This window comes from Pseudomonas sp. BN415 (assembly GCF_029871195.1).
Classification (GTDB): domain Bacteria; phylum Pseudomonadota; class Gammaproteobacteria; order Pseudomonadales; family Pseudomonadaceae; genus Metapseudomonas; species Metapseudomonas resinovorans.
The window spans coordinates 142,477-156,091 of record NZ_SSOK01000010.1 but is presented as its reverse complement, the minus strand read 5'-3'; the positions used below and the strand labels follow the sequence as shown (position 1 = coordinate 156,091).

At 58.6% G+C, this 13,615-nt stretch carries 13 protein-coding genes; 4 read left to right on the top strand and 9 right to left on the bottom strand.

All coding sequences use genetic code 11. The features are described 5' to 3' along the window. Nucleotides 1-11 precede the first annotated feature (11 nt). The 9 genes from dmpG to E8F20_RS02645 all read right to left on the bottom strand — a co-directional run bounded on the left by dmpG (nucleotide 12) and on the right by E8F20_RS02645 (nucleotide 8,896). Nucleotides 12-1,064 (bottom strand): 4-hydroxy-2-oxovalerate aldolase, encoded by a 1,053-nt coding sequence (gene dmpG / locus E8F20_RS02685; protein WP_280282379.1) that lies wholly within the window; start codon nucleotides 1,062-1,064, stop codon nucleotides 12-14. Next, entirely contained in the window at nucleotides 1,061-1,975 is a 915-nt protein-coding gene (locus E8F20_RS02680) for an acetaldehyde dehydrogenase (acetylating) (protein WP_280282314.1), read from the bottom strand. Before E8F20_RS02680 ends, dmpG begins: the two co-directional genes overlap by 4 nt. After that, nucleotides 1,972-2,181 (bottom strand): tautomerase family protein, encoded by a 210-nt coding sequence (locus E8F20_RS02675; RefSeq protein WP_280282313.1) that lies wholly within the window; start codon nucleotides 2,179-2,181, stop codon nucleotides 1,972-1,974. Before E8F20_RS02675 ends, E8F20_RS02680 begins: the two co-directional genes overlap by 4 nt. A gap of 17 nt (nucleotides 2,182-2,198) precedes the next feature. Further along, nucleotides 2,199-3,002, bottom strand: a complete 804-nt coding sequence (dmpH, locus tag E8F20_RS02670; protein WP_280282312.1) for a 2-oxo-3-hexenedioate decarboxylase — start codon at nucleotides 3,000-3,002, stop codon at nucleotides 2,199-2,201. Next, the gene (dmpE, locus tag E8F20_RS02665; protein ID WP_280282311.1) at nucleotides 2,999-3,796 is read right to left on the bottom strand and encodes a 2-oxopent-4-enoate hydratase; all 798 of its coding nucleotides are present in this window, start codon (nucleotides 3,794-3,796) and stop codon (nucleotides 2,999-3,001) included. Before dmpE ends, dmpH begins: the two co-directional genes overlap by 4 nt. A gap of 60 nt (nucleotides 3,797-3,856) precedes the next feature. Continuing rightward, nucleotides 3,857-5,317, bottom strand: coding sequence for a 2-hydroxymuconic semialdehyde dehydrogenase (locus tag E8F20_RS02660; protein WP_280282310.1), 1,461 nt, complete (start codon nucleotides 5,315-5,317; stop codon nucleotides 3,857-3,859). A 447-nt stretch (nucleotides 5,318-5,764) separates the two neighbouring features. Continuing rightward, the gene (locus E8F20_RS02655; protein WP_280282309.1) at nucleotides 5,765-6,946 is read right to left on the bottom strand and encodes an acetyl-CoA C-acyltransferase family protein; all 1,182 of its coding nucleotides are present in this window, start codon (nucleotides 6,944-6,946) and stop codon (nucleotides 5,765-5,767) included. A 49-nt stretch (nucleotides 6,947-6,995) separates the two neighbouring features. After that, the gene (locus E8F20_RS02650; protein WP_280282308.1) at nucleotides 6,996-7,700 is read right to left on the bottom strand and encodes an NAD(P)H-dependent oxidoreductase; all 705 of its coding nucleotides are present in this window, start codon (nucleotides 7,698-7,700) and stop codon (nucleotides 6,996-6,998) included. 101 nt (nucleotides 7,701-7,801) lie between these two features. Continuing rightward, nucleotides 7,802-8,896 carry a helix-turn-helix domain-containing protein gene (locus E8F20_RS02645; protein ID WP_280282307.1) on the bottom strand — a complete coding sequence of 365 codons (1,095 nt, stop codon included), beginning with the start codon at nucleotides 8,894-8,896 and terminating at the stop codon, nucleotides 7,802-7,804. A gap of 109 nt (nucleotides 8,897-9,005) precedes the next feature. On the opposite strand from E8F20_RS02645, the gene E8F20_RS02640 reads away from it, so the two are divergent. From E8F20_RS02640 to E8F20_RS02625, 4 genes are all read left to right on the top strand, one after another. After that, the gene (locus E8F20_RS02640; protein WP_280282306.1) at nucleotides 9,006-9,953 is read left to right on the top strand and encodes an SGNH/GDSL hydrolase family protein; all 948 of its coding nucleotides are present in this window, start codon (nucleotides 9,006-9,008) and stop codon (nucleotides 9,951-9,953) included. A gap of 215 nt (nucleotides 9,954-10,168) precedes the next feature. Beyond that, nucleotides 10,169-11,230, top strand: coding sequence for an aromatic ring-hydroxylating dioxygenase subunit alpha (locus E8F20_RS02635; RefSeq protein ID WP_280282305.1), 1,062 nt, complete (start codon nucleotides 10,169-10,171; stop codon nucleotides 11,228-11,230). A gap of 56 nt (nucleotides 11,231-11,286) precedes the next feature. After that, on the top strand, nucleotides 11,287-12,234 hold the full coding sequence (locus E8F20_RS02630) for a PDR/VanB family oxidoreductase (RefSeq protein WP_280282304.1): 948 nt from the start codon (nucleotides 11,287-11,289) through the stop codon (nucleotides 12,232-12,234). A 360-nt stretch (nucleotides 12,235-12,594) separates the two neighbouring features. Next, nucleotides 12,595-13,530 carry a catechol 2,3-dioxygenase gene (locus E8F20_RS02625; protein WP_280282303.1) on the top strand — a complete coding sequence of 312 codons (936 nt, stop codon included), beginning with the start codon at nucleotides 12,595-12,597 and terminating at the stop codon, nucleotides 13,528-13,530. Nucleotides 13,531-13,615 lie beyond the last annotated feature (85 nt).

Sequence of the window (13,615 nt, the reverse complement as noted above, 5' to 3'; positions counted from 1 at the left end):
CGGCGGACGCATCAGGCGCTCTTGAGCAAGCCACGCTCCTTGGCCATCGTCATCGCAGTATCGAGGATCATGTCTTCCTGACCACCGATCATCTTCTTGCGGCCAAGCTCAACCAGAATGTCGCGCGCCGAAACGCCGAAGCGTTCTGCCGCTCGTTTCGCATGCAGCAGGAAGGTCGAATACACGCCGGCGTAACCCAGCGTCAGAGACTCGCGATCAACACGCACCAGGTGATCCATCATGGGAACGATGATGTCCTCGGCCACATCCATCAGCTTGAACAGGTCCACGCCGGTGTCGATGCCCATGCGCTCGCAAACAGCGGCGAATACCTCAAGAGGAGTGTTGCCAGCCCCTGCTCCCAGCCCAGCTACCGAACCGTCGATCCGGGTGGCGCCAGCTTCGATGGCTGCAATGGAATTCGCGACGCCCATGCCCAGGTTGTGGTGCCCGTGGAACCCGATCTCGGTTTCGGGATTGAGCACATCACGAAGAGCCTCGACCCGTGCCTTGACGTCCTCCGGCAGCATGTATCCGGCCGAGTCGGTGACGTAAACGGTCTGCGCCCCATAGGACTCCATCAATTTCCCCTGCTGGGCGATGCCTGCAGGATCGTTGAGGTGGGCCATCATCAGGAATCCGGTAGTGTCCATTCCCAGCTTTCGAGCGAAGGCGATGTGCTGCGGAGAGGTGTCTGCCTCGGTGCAATGAGTGGCCACGTGAACGCTGCGTGCGCCGCAATCATAGGCGGACTCGAGTTCCTTCATCGTGCCAAGGCCAGGGATCAGCAGTACCGAGACTTTCGCCTGGGTCATTCGAGATGCGACAGCGCTGATGTATTCCTCATTGCTGTGCAGGGCGAAGCCATGCTGCAGGGAGTTTCCTCCCAGACCTCCGCCGTGGGTCACCTGGATGTACGGAACGCCGGCGTCATCCATTGCAGTGGCGACCTTGATCATCTGGTCGACGCTGATCTGCTCGCGCTTGGCATGCATGCCGTCACGCAGGCACATGTCGTGGAGAATGACCTTGCGGCCTTTGAGGCTGATGGGCTGACTCATTATGCGACCTCCACAGTGGGCAACTGGAGCTTTCCGGCAAGGATTTCTTCGGCGAACATTTCCGCTGTGCGTGTCGCAGCTGCGGTCATGATGTCGAGGTTTCCAGCGTAAGTCGGCAGGTAGTCACCAAGCCCTGCAACCTCAAGGAACACTGAGACCTTGTTGCCATCGAAGAGCGGGCCGTTGACCAGCCGGTATCCCGGAACATACTTCTGCACCTCGCCGATCATCTGCAGAATCGACGCGGTCACACGCTCCTGGTCAGGCTCATCGTCGGTCAGGCAGTAGATCGTGTTGCGCATGATCAACGGCGGCTCAGCCGGGTTGATGATGGCCAGGGCCTTGCCCTTGCGCGCACCACCGACTGCCTCGATGGCGCTGGAGGTGGTGTAGGTGAACTCATCCAGGTTCGCGCGGGTACCTGGCCCCACAGATTTGGACGACAGGCTAGCGACGATCTCCGCATAACCCACGCTCTGGATACGTGAAACGGCATTGACGATAGGAATGGTTGCCTGGCCGGCACACGAAATCATGTTGACGTTCGTTACCTGTTTCTCGGTGTGCTCGCTCAGGTTCACCGGGGGCACGCACAGCGGACCGATAGCAGCCGGCGTCAGGTCGATCATCAGAACACCCAGCGCATTGAGCTTGCGGCTGTTCTCGGCGTGCACATAGGCACTGGTAGCGTCGAAGGCGATCTGGATATTGTCCTCCAGAACGTGGGGCAGCAGACCGTCGACACCTTCCGAGGTAGTCTTCAAACCCATGTCTCGAGCTCGTTTCAGACCTTCCGACTCCGGGTCGATACCTACCATCCAGACCGGCTCAAGCACCGGGCTGCGCATGATCTTGTAGATCAAATCGGTGCCGATGTTGCCCGAGCCGATCAGAGCACAACGGATCTTCTTCATTTCGCCTGCCCCTGCAGCGCATCGCGCTGCATCTTGTTCAAACCAGCGACATAGAACTCGTCGTGGCGGTGTTCAGTAATCAGGATCCGGACCGTGTCCGGGCTGCATGGAAGGCTCTCGCTAACAGCCTTGGTCACGGCTGCAGCGACGCGGCTTTTCTGCTCGGCGGTGCGCCCCTCGACGAGGTGCATTTCGATAATGGGCATGACTTCTCCTGGAGGCCTTACTCGATAAAACGCATGGAAACGCTGCCCAGTTCCTGGAAGCGTGCAATGACGCTGTCGCCGGGCTTCACTGCAACGGCTTCGGTGATTCCGCCACTCATCACAAAGCTGCCGGCTGGCAGCCTCTCTCCCAGCTCGGAAAGAATGTTGACCAGCATCGCCACCGCCTCAGCCGGATGCCCAAGCACTGCTGCACTGGCTCCCATGCCGACGATTTCGCCGTTCTTCTCCATCACCACGCCCAGCGTGCGCAGGTCCAGGTCATCGACCTTGCGGGCACGACCGCCGCCGACAAAACGGGCGGAAGAACCGTTGTCAGCGATCACACTGGGAAGATCGAATTTGAAGCCGGAGAAGCGTGAATCAATGATTTCCACAGCAGGCAGCACATAGTCAGTGGCAGCCAGCACATCGGCGACAGTGCAGTTCGGGCCTTCAAGTTCTTCCTTGAGGACAAAGGCCACCTCGCACTCCACACGGGGATGGACCAGGTCGGATGTCTTGATCTGCGAGTTCTCCGGACGCGCCATGCGGTCGGTCAGAAAACCAATGGAGGGCACGTTAACGCCCATCTGCCGCATCTTGGCCCTGGAGGTCAGTCCTGCCTTCCAGCCTACGAGACGATGCCCCTTTGCCTTGAACCGGCGCAGCAACTCCAACTGAACGGCGTAGCCGTCAGCAATCGACATCTGGGGGTATTCATCAGTCAATTTGCGAATCGAATAGGCGTGCGTCTGCGCCCCCTCGACGCGTTCACAAAGACGCACGATGTCCTCGCGGGACAAAGTCAGTTGTGCGCTCATACTGCACTCCTCCCGGTAAACTTCGCCCTGCAGCTGCCGAGACCACCAACGGTACATACCAGCTCGTCACCGTCGGCGATGGGTACCAGGGCAGATTGCGAGCCCGAAAGAATCACCTCTCCCGCTTTGAACGGAATCCCCAGCTCTCCCAAGGTGTTGGCCAACCAGGCGACCGCATTGGCTGGAGACCCTTGCACGGCAGCACCAACGCCGGTGGAGAACAGCTCGCCGTTCTTCTCCAGCACCATGCCGGCCAATGTCAGGTCGATCTCACGCGGATCGCCTCTGTCACTCCCCAGCACGTACACGCCACAGGAAGCGTTGTCCGCGACGGTGTCCTGGATCTTGATCTGCCAATCCGTGATGCGCGAATCGACAATCTCGAAGCACGGCACAACGTAATCAGTCGCACGGATCACATCCATTGCGGTGATCCCCGGCCCAACCAGGTCATGCTTAAGAACGAAAGCGAGTTCGGCCTCGGCCTTCGGTTGGATAAGGGTACCGAGGTCAATCTCATCACCCTCCTGGTACACCATGCCGGAGGTGAGGATGCCGAAGTCCGGTTGAAACACACCGAGGAAGTCTTGAACGGGCTTGCTGGTGACCCCGATTTTCTTGCCCACCACGGTCTCGCCAGCGGCAAGTCGGCGCGCAACGTAACGCTGCTGAATGCGGTAAGCATCCTCGATGGTTATCTCGGGCTCACGCTGCAGTAGTGGTGGAACAGTGCGACGAGAGACGAACGCTTCGTAGAGCTCGTCGCCGTATTGCTCAATCTTGTTGTTATTCATGGCTCTCTCACATGACAGCGGGATGCGGACGCCGCATAAAGCGGCGCCGGAAAGGGCGACTTAAAGCTTCACGCAGACGTTGCGTGTCTCGGTGTAAAACTCCAGGGAGTGGACGCCGCCTTCGCGACCGATTCCCGACTGCTTGGAACCGCCGAATGCAGTGCGCAGATCGCGGAGGAACCAGCTGTTGATCCAGGTGATCCCCACATCGATGCGCGCAGCCATGCGATGGGCGCGGGATAGGTCGCTCGTCCAGATGGTGGTAGACAGGCCGTATTCATTGTCATTGGCCAGCGACACCACCTCGTTCTCACTGTCGAACGGGCGAATGTGGCAGCAGGGGCCGAAGATCTCCTCGCGCACTACCGCGGCGTTGTCCGGCAGCCCCGTCCAGATAGTGGGCTGTACCCACGAGCCCGCGGCCAACTCACCGGGCATATCAGGCACGCCACCGCCAGTTACCACCGTGGCCCCCTCCTCCACCGCCTTGCGGTAGTAGGAAAGCACCTTGCTGCGGTGCTCCTGGCTGATCAACGGACCATAGGTCGTGGTGTGATCTTCAGGCCGACCGTATTTCACGCCCTCTGCCTTAACCTTCAGTGCCTGAACGAAGCGCTCAAAAATCGGACGCTCGACGTAAACACGTTCGGTACCCAGGCAGACCTGCCCGGAATTGAGGAAGGACGAGCGAAAAATCCCATCCACCGCCGCATCGAAATCGGCATCGGCGAATACGATTCCTGCGTTCTTCCCACCCAACTCGAATGACACATCTCGCATGCCTTCGGCAGCCGCCTTCATGATTGCCGTGCCTGTGCGCGTTTCACCGGTAAAGGTGATGGCGTCGATGCCTGGATGCTGAGTAATGAACTCTCCCGCGGAATCCGGACCGAAGCCGTGCAATACGTTGTACACCCCCTTGGGGATGCCTACGGTGTTCATCACTTCACCGAGAAGAGTTGCTGTGAGCGGAGATTCTTCGGAAGGCTTGACCAGCACGGTATTACCGCATGCCAGCGCCGGGCCGACCTTCCAGGTCATCAGCAGGAAGGGCGCGTTCCATGGGCAAATCACACCAATTACCCCCTTCGGAACACGCATGGAGTAGTTGAGCGCGCCGCGACCATCCGGGGTATCCATCCGGAAAGACTCACTGGCGACATTCTTGATTACATCGGCGAAAACCTTGAAGTTGGCTGCACCGCGAGGAATGAAAGCATGCCGCATGACATGTGCCGGCTGCCCGGTGTCAGCCATTTCAGCCTCGACAAAGTCATCGAAGCGGCGGGTGATCTCGTTAGCCACGGCGTGCAGCATGTCGACACGCTGCTCGGTAGTCAGGCCGCCCCATTCGCCATGCAAGGCACTGCGTGCAGACCTTACGGCGCTATCCACTTCCGCACGCCCCGCTTCGGAAATCGAAGCGATCACACGGTTGTCTACCGGCGAACGCTTGTCGAAGCGTTTGCCGCTGGCAGCGGCGACGTATTCGCCCGCGATGAAGTTGTCGATATTGCGCATGATCGCTCCGCACTCTTGTTCTTAGGTGGTCAGCCGGAAGGGCGAACCAGACTGTTTACTGAGTCTAGGGAGCAGATTCGATACCGACTAATACTTTATTCGTTCCTCGCCAATACCAATCTGGTATCCCTCTGGACAGCCAACAACCTTGCGGCAAGGCGCCTTCAAGCAGCAAAAGGAATGGGTCAGAGATGGTGTGCGTATTTCTGGAAGAGAATCGCAGCGGAGTCGGTTGTCCTGGGCTCCTCGCCACGCGGATCCCGCATGCAAGACATCGCAGAGCGCAATTCTCCGCGACGGTTCACGCTTAGTTGAGTACTGGCCGCCCCTCACTCCAAGACACTTCGTTCAGAGCTCAAACAACGGAGTATCTAGACGGCCAGTAGTGAGAAAAAACGCTGCGCTAGGCAGCGAGCGGTATCGCCCTCCCGCTCGATACCCGAGAGGTCAGACGCGCTCGAATATCACCGCGATGCCCTGCCCCCCCCCGATACACATGGTCGCCAAGCCATAGCGCCCCTGAGTACGGTGCAATTCATGAATCAACTTCGTGGCTATGATCGCCCCGGTCGCCCCTATGGGATGACCAAGCGCGATTCCAGAGCCGTTGGGATTCACCTTGGCGGGATCCAGCTGCAGCTCATTCATCACCGCACAGGCCTGGGATGCAAAGGCCACGTTGGCTTCGATCACGTCCAGATCATCAATATCGAGACCAGCACGCTTGAGCGCTAGGCGCGTTGCCGGAACAGGCCCGAGCCCCATAAGCTCAGGCTCCACACCGGCGTGAGCGTACGCGACGATACGAGCCAGCGGCTTAAGCCCCTGATCGCCGACAGCTTGAACGCTAGCCAACAACAATGCCGCAGCGCCGTCATTGAGCCCCGACGCATTACCGGCGGTGACGGTACCGTCAGACTTGAACGCGGCTTTCATTTTCGCCAGTTGCTCCACAGTGGATGCACGCGGGTGTTCATCCACGCTGAAAAGCTCCACACCTTTGCGAGTACGCAATTCAACCGGGATGATCTGGCTTACAAATCGCCCTTCCATAATGGCCAGCGAAGCACGGCGCTGTTCTTCCACCGCGAACTCATCCTGAGTCTCGCGACTGATACCGCTGTGTGCAGCAACGTTCTCCGCAGTGATGCCCATATGAATACTGTGGAAGGGGTCATGCAGAACGCCGAGCACGCAGTCCAGGGCCTGCATATTGCCCATTCGCCCGCCCCATCTGGCCGCCGGCATCATGTATGGCCCCCTGCTCATGGATTCTGCGCCAGCGCCAATGGCCATCTCCACATCCCCCAGCATCACAGCCTGTGCGGCAGAGACAATGGCCTGCAGGCCCGAGCCGCAAAGGCGATTGACGTTGAAGGCCGAAGCCTCCTTGGGAATTCCAGCATTCATCGCAGCAACTCGGGACAGGTAGGCGTCGCGCGGCAGCGTAGGGATGACGTTTCCCATAACCACATGACCGATAGCTGCCGGATCAACCCCGGAACGCTCGATCACTCCTTTGATGGGTGTAGTAGCCAAGTCGGCCAGCTCCACATCCTTGAGGGCGCCACCGAAGGTACCAATAGCTGTACGTGCCGCTTCGATGACGAAGACATCCTGGGAACTCATGGGAACTCCTGCTGAGCAAATAGTAGGGAGGGTTTCGGCCTCGCTCGCGCTAGCGAACACGCCGTTCAAAATTCGTGTCGTATTCGTCGGTGAAGGGCATCGGCATCACCGGTCGCTGATCGATTTCACCCAGAAGCTCGCACCACTGGGAGAGAATTTCTCCGCGCGCGGCGTCATCCAGATAGGGCACGTGATAGGCAAAGAATGGATCGAGCACTTCGAAGCCGGTATAGCCCAGTGTCCCTTTCAGCAGCGGCCGAAACAGAGCATGCAGGTCGTCGTGTATGCCTTCAGCGGAGAACATGCCCTCGCGCCCTCCGAGGGTCGCGCAAACCAACGCACGCTTTCCGCGCATACCTCCTAGGTCGAAGATGCGTCGACCACCGTAGAACACCCCGGAGACAAACACCCGGTCGATCCAACCTTTGAGGATGGCTGGCATCGCATACCAGTAGACGGGGAAGCAGAGAACCAACAAGTCGCAATGCTTGATCTTGTCGATTTCCCTCTGGATATCATCACGAAGGGTTTCGCTCTTGACTCCGTTGCGTTGCTCCAGGGCGTACACCAGGTAGTCAGGATTGGCGCGCTCGTTAAAGTCCGCACCGCTGGCAACAGGATCGAACCCCATCGCGTAAAGGTCAGAAACTTCGACCGCTGCTCCGAGGTTTCGGAAATGCTCGACTGCGGCCTGGAAGAGCGCTGAGGTAAAGGAGGCAGGCTCCGGATGGGCATGCACGATCAAGACATTCATGGAGGCACCTCACTTGGCAGGGCGCCAGAGTAAGGGTGCGCATTTTGCTCGCACAGTGGCAAAAATGACTCCAACTATGCGAGTTCCGACAAGCGAGCAATTTAGCCGCCCAGCCTGAATTTCCGCCGATAGGCTGCCGGGGTGAGTCCAATGCGCTCGCGAAACAGCCTGACGAACGAGCTGCTGTCCAGATACCCGACCGCCTGCGCAATGCCCTCGATGCGCTGATTACCGGTCTCCAACATGGTTCGCGCTGCCTCGATGCGCAAGTTCTGTAGGTAGGCCAGAGGAGTCTGCTCAAGCGCCAGATGGAATCTACGGATAAGCGTGCGCTCGCTTACCGCCAGACGCTTCGCAAGATCTGTCAGGCGAATGGGGTCGGCGAGGTGGCGCTCGAGATAATCCTGCGCCTGCTGCACCACGGCATCGCTGTGCGAACGATGCGCCAACAACGGAAGGTAAGGCGTTTGAAGCGTCTGGCTGACATCGATCAGCAAGCTCTTGGCGCACTGCGCTGCCAGTGCTGCACCTGAATGGCGCTCGATGGTCTGGATCGACTGCAAGTGATAGGAAGACAGTGCTCCGGCGCAGAACAGTCGGTCCGACTGAGTCAGTATCGGCGCCATCTGGAGATCCACAGCGGGAAACCAGGCGCGGAACTGCTCCTCCAGCCACCAGGTGGTTGTTGCGACGCGACCATCAAGCAGTCCGGTATTGGCCAGGACGAATGTTCCAGTGCAGGTGGCAATGAGCTCAGCCCCCACCTCCCACTGCCGGCAGAGCCATTCGCAATGCAGCGACTGTTGATCAAGGAATTGCCTGAAGGAGTGATAGCCCAGATAGTGACAGGCAGGAATGTAGACAATATCGAAGTGTTCACCCGGCTCAGGCTGCCGAGCCTGGAGCGGTAATCCGTTACTCGTCGTGATACCACCAGCCTTCGGCGCGAGGAATGACCAGGTGTAACGCTGCGCTGAGTTCTGAGCGGCAAGATGCGCGTTGGCGACTTGCAACACATCGGCAAAGCCGCCCACGCTGGAGGCGTAGCAGTTGTCGTATAGGAAAATCGCCGCGACAGGCATACCGTCGGTTTCCGCATATAAAGTGGCTTTTTTTACACTACAGCCATTCAGTCGGGCTTCATAGACTGCGCCTTTGTCCGACAAAACGGATCCACAACCAGAGGTGCGCACCATGCAACACGTCCCCCTTACCGACCTCAAGTCCCTGCTGGCAGGTCAGCTCGGCTGCATCGAGCATGAGGCAGGGTTGCAGCCAGTTCGCTTCGATCCGGCTACTGGCTTCATGCTCGACCCGCTCAACGGCTTTACCGCAGCGATGACTTCGGGAGTGCGCCTTCGCCTTAACACCAATAGCCGCAATGTGCGACTGAGGACCTTGCAGACCCAGGCTTACTTGAGCGAACCGGAACAGTGGAAACGCAACTTCGAGGTTCGCGTCAACAACGAGGTGTTTGCGCAAGCGGCAGCTGCAGGTGGTGCGTTTCTCACACCAGGCCAGGCCCCGCAGGGTGATCCGCATGCCGTGCTGAGCGTTGACGATCTGCCCGCAGGCGAGAAAACGGTGGAAATCTGGTTCCCACAATCCACCGTGCAAATCATCCAATCGCTTGAGGTGGATGCCGGCGCAAGCTGGAGCGCAGCGCCTGACGGCCGCCCGCAGGTACTGTTCCATGGCAGCTCAATTACCCATGGCATGGAAGCAGACAGCGGCACTGGCAGTTGGCCATCAGTCGCCTCGGCCTTCGCCGATGTGAGCATGCTCAACATGGGCTGGGCGGGATCCTGCCTGATCAGCAGCCTGGCAGCTCTGACCATCGCCAAGCAGGACATCAATGCCCTGGTCTTGGAACTAGGTATCAACATCTGGGACGGCGGCGCCATGAATCCGCGCACCCTGGCAGACTCCACCCATTCCATGCTGGCCTTGATTCGTGACGCGAAGCCCGAACTCCCAATCGTTCTCGTATCTCCCATCGCATCACCTTCCCGCGAAGCAGCTGGCGAGAACGGAGGCATGACTCTGGAGGAAATTCGCCAGGTCCTGGAAGGCGTAGTCGAATCTCATCGCAACCAGAACGACCAGCAGCTGCACTACATCAACGGATTGGACCTGTTTAGCACAGCCGATAGCGCACTGCTGGTAGACGGCCTGCACCCGAGTGCAGATGGCTACCGCCTGATTGGCGAGCGCTTCAATCGTTTGGCAATGGGCTTTCTGCTGAAACGCTGAATCGTGAAAACCGGCCTGAGGTAACGCCTCGGGCTGGTTACTGCCCCCCCAAGCTGCCCCACTCCCCACGCCACGATGCCTCGCCCCACCATCCCAAAAGGTTGGTGCGTCACCATTCCCACGCTCGCTACCTTGGCCACAGGTGCTCTTACGACACCACAAGCCAGACCAAACAAAAACAACGCTGCTCTACAGCGCCCTGGTAGGAGATAGCCATGTTTCTCAAAAACTGCTGGTACTGCGCAGGCTGGGATTACCAGATATCGCAAGGGAAGACTTCCATCGTCGCCCGGAAAATCGCCGGAGAGCGCGTCGTTCTGTACCGCAAGCTAAATGGCGATGTCGTTGCTCTCGAAGACCGCTGCCCACATCGCCAGGCGGCCCTTTCGATGGGCGCCAAAGAAGGTGACGACCTGCGGTGCATGTACCACGGCATCAAGTTCGGCGCCGATGGCAAGTGCAACGAAATCCCCGGCCAGGACAACATCCCCGAACGCGCCTGCGTGCGAGCCTTCCCTGTAGTGGAGAAGGACAACTGGATCTGGGTATGGATGGGTGACCCGGAAAAGGCTGATCCCGCATTGATCTGCAACTCCGTCGGCCCAGGCAACCCAGACTACATAGTACGCCCGAGCTACATCCAGGTTGATGCGGACTATCGCATGGAGAACGCCAACCTGGCGGACCTGTCGCATAGCTCATTCACGCACGACAATACCATTGCCATGGGTTGGGCACAGGCTCTTGCCAGACCCGAGCACAAAATCCTGCCTCGCGGGATCAAGACCGACTATTGGGTACGTAACGTACCGGTTCCAAAGTTCGTCGCTCACCTGTTCCCGCCGGGATTCACATGCGATGCGCACTTCGACATCACTCAGACCGTCCCGTGCAACTGGATCCTGCACTTCCGCGTATTTACTGCAGGCACCGCCACTGAAGGCGAGTCCAATGGCGAGCTGGTACTGGACTCCTGGAGCTGCCAAGCCATTACGCCTCGTGACGCAGACTCGGTGGATTACTACTTCTCCTGGGGTGTGAGCAAGGCCACCGAACGCCCGGGGTTAGCCGATCTACTCAAGGAAGGCATCGACGCCGCCTTCTTTGAAGACAAGGTGATGCTCGAAGGCCAGCGTATTCGCATGCAGGAAAAGCCTGACTTCAAGACCTTCGACATCGCGGCCGATGCTGGCCCCGGCAAAATGCTCTGGGTGCTGGACAAGCTGATCAGGGAAGAACGCATGCAAGAAGAAGCACTTATTGCATCGTCCCTCTGACGTCCGTGGCCGCGAGCGCTGTGCCCGCGACGACACCTTACGGAAAGGCTGCCGAAATGAGCGAAAAAATCTCCCTGAAAGTCACCGACGTACGCTGCGAAGCACGTGACGTCATGCTCCTGGAACTACGTAATCCCGCTGGCAAGGATCTGCCCCCCTTCGAGGCTGGTTCGCACCTTGAGGTCTATCTGCCGGGCAACCTGATTCGCCACTACTCACTCTGCAATGATCCAACTGAGCGGGATCGCTACTGCATTGGCGTAGGTTTGGCCAAAGACAGCCGCGGCGGCTCCCGACTGATCCACCAGTCGATCCGCGTTGGTGTAACGCTGCAGACCAGCGCGCCTCGAAACAACTTCCCCTTCAAGGAAGAGGCAGACGAGTTTGTCTTCATTGCTGGCGGTATTGGTATTACGCCAATCATGGCGATGATCCATACCTGTATTCGCCTGGGCAAGAAATGGCAGCTGTTCTACTGCGCGAGGAATCGCCAGCGCATGGCGTTCTATGAAGACCTTATGACGCTGGCACCGGAGCGATGCCACCTGCATTTTGATGACGAACAGCAAGACTTCTTCAATCCATCACAGGCGCTGGTCGGCATCAGTCCAACAGCCCACATCTACTGCTGCGGCCCTGACCCACTTATGAAATCAGTCGAGGCCTCGGCGACCGGACGCGAGCCAGCAACCCTGCACTTCGAGTGGTTTACGGCAGCAGAGATCGATACCACCGGGGACAAGCCATTCACCGTTGTATTGCGCTCGGGGAAATCTCTCGAAGTACCAGCCGGACGCAGCATTCTCGAAGAGCTCGAGGCATGTGGTGAAGGCGTGCCTTATTCGTGCCGCGAGGGCCTGTGCGCCACATGCAAGACGGGCCTGCTGGATGGTATTCCCGAGCACCGTGACAACGTGCTCTCAGCTGCCGAACGCGCGGCGAACAAGCACATCATCATCTGTGTATCCCGCGCAATGTCAGACACGTTGTACCTCGATCTTTGAACACGCTGTGCCGCATGCGGAAAAGGCCGCGGCACAAGGAAAACCGCCAAGAGCAGCCCCTTGGGGCGACTAAAGAGGGCGAGCCCCAGACATACCAAATAGGTATGAGGCAGACGAAAACAAGGTATTAGACGGTATTTACAACGGTAGTTAGGGTATCCACTGACTGCCAAATGGAGCTAGCCGACATACAGACTGGAGCAGCATCGCCGCGCTCCATGACCTGTGTAAGTGGTACCTCCAGTACATGACCCAGACGTGTTTAGCCACCGTCGGGTCGAACAGCTAGGCCAGAAGACGGGCCCAGGCCCGGGGGCAACAGCCAGCCCTCTCTAGAACAAACACAATCAGGAGCGAAACATGGCAATGACAGGCGTTCTGCGCCCCGGGCACGTTCAACTACGTGTCATGGACCTTGAGGCGGGCGTACACCACTACCGCGATGTTCTCGGCATGCTAGAGACCGGGCGGGATTCCCAGGGTCGCATCTATCTCAAATGCCGCGACGAGTTTGATCATCACAGCGTGATACTGCGTGAGGCCGATCGCGCAGGCATGGATTTCGTCGGCTTCAAGGTGCTGAATGTCGCTACCCTGAATGACCTTGAAGGCAAGCTGCAGGCCTACGGGGTAGACACGCATCGCATCGCCGCCGGCGACCTGCTAGAGACCGGTGAACGCGTACGCTTCACCACCCCCAGTGGTCACGAAGTCGAGTTGTATGCCGAGAAGACTTTCGTCGGCAATGGGTGCGGTGAGCTCAATCCGACTCCGTGGGACCCTACGGCTACTCACGGCATCTCACCACTGCGGATGGACCATCTGCTGCTGTACGGACCGAACGTACCAGAGACGCTCAAGCTGTTCATCGAGGTGCTCGGGTTCACGCTGGTCGAGCGCGTACTTGGCCCAGATGGCAAGACCAACATCATTGGGTTCCTCAGCTGCTCGATCAAATCCCATGACATCGCCTTCGGTCATTACGAGGAGCCGGGGAAGCTCCACCATGTGTCTTTCCTGATGGAAAGCTGGGAACAGGTATTGCGCGCCGGCGACATCATGGCGATGAACAACGTGCCTGTGGACATCGGACCAACCCGACATGGCGTGACTCGTGGCAGGACCATTTATGCATGGGATCCGTCCGGCAATCGCTTCGAGACTTTCAAGGAAGATCGCCAGCCCTATCCGGACCATCCACCGCTGACCTGGACTTTCGACGGTATCGGTGATGGCGGCGGTCTCGACTACGTACAGCGCAAGCTTCACGAAACCTTTCTCACCGTGGTGACCTGATTGTTGCCTCTCCATGACCACCAACAAGGTCTCGGAGAGCAAACCAGCAGTGCTCCTTTCACGGGCGTCTACCTTATCGAGCGTG

Excerpts from the sequence above, each read along its gene's own strand:
- E8F20_RS02660 (WP_280282310.1), bottom strand. The coding sequence starts at position 5,317 with ATGCGCAATATCGACAACTTCATCGCGGGCGAATACGTCGCCGCTGCC.
- E8F20_RS02680 (WP_280282314.1), bottom strand. The coding sequence starts at position 1,975 with ATGAAGAAGATCCGTTGTGCTCTGATCGGCTCGGGCAACATCGGCACC.
- E8F20_RS02625 (WP_280282303.1), top strand. The coding sequence starts at position 12,595 with ATGGCAATGACAGGCGTTCTGCGCCCCGGGCACGTTCAACTACGTGTC.
- E8F20_RS02640 (WP_280282306.1), top strand. The coding sequence starts at position 9,006 with ATGCTCGACCCGCTCAACGGCTTTACCGCAGCGATGACTTCGGGAGTG.
- dmpE (WP_280282311.1), bottom strand. The coding sequence starts at position 3,796 with ATGAATAACAACAAGATTGAGCAATACGGCGACGAGCTCTACGAAGCG.
- E8F20_RS02675 (WP_280282313.1), bottom strand. The coding sequence starts at position 2,181 with ATGCCCATTATCGAAATGCACCTCGTCGAGGGGCGCACCGCCGAGCAG.
- E8F20_RS02650 (WP_280282308.1), bottom strand. The coding sequence starts at position 7,700 with ATGAATGTCTTGATCGTGCATGCCCATCCGGAGCCTGCCTCCTTTACC.
- dmpH (WP_280282312.1), bottom strand. The coding sequence starts at position 3,002 with ATGAGCGCACAACTGACTTTGTCCCGCGAGGACATCGTGCGTCTTTGT.
- E8F20_RS02630 (WP_280282304.1), top strand. The coding sequence starts at position 11,287 with ATGAGCGAAAAAATCTCCCTGAAAGTCACCGACGTACGCTGCGAAGCA.
- E8F20_RS02635 (WP_280282305.1), top strand. The coding sequence starts at position 10,169 with ATGTTTCTCAAAAACTGCTGGTACTGCGCAGGCTGGGATTACCAGATA.
- E8F20_RS02645 (WP_280282307.1), bottom strand. The coding sequence starts at position 8,896 with ATGGTGCGCACCTCTGGTTGTGGATCCGTTTTGTCGGACAAAGGCGCA.
- E8F20_RS02655 (WP_280282309.1), bottom strand. The coding sequence starts at position 6,946 with ATGAGTTCCCAGGATGTCTTCGTCATCGAAGCGGCACGTACAGCTATT.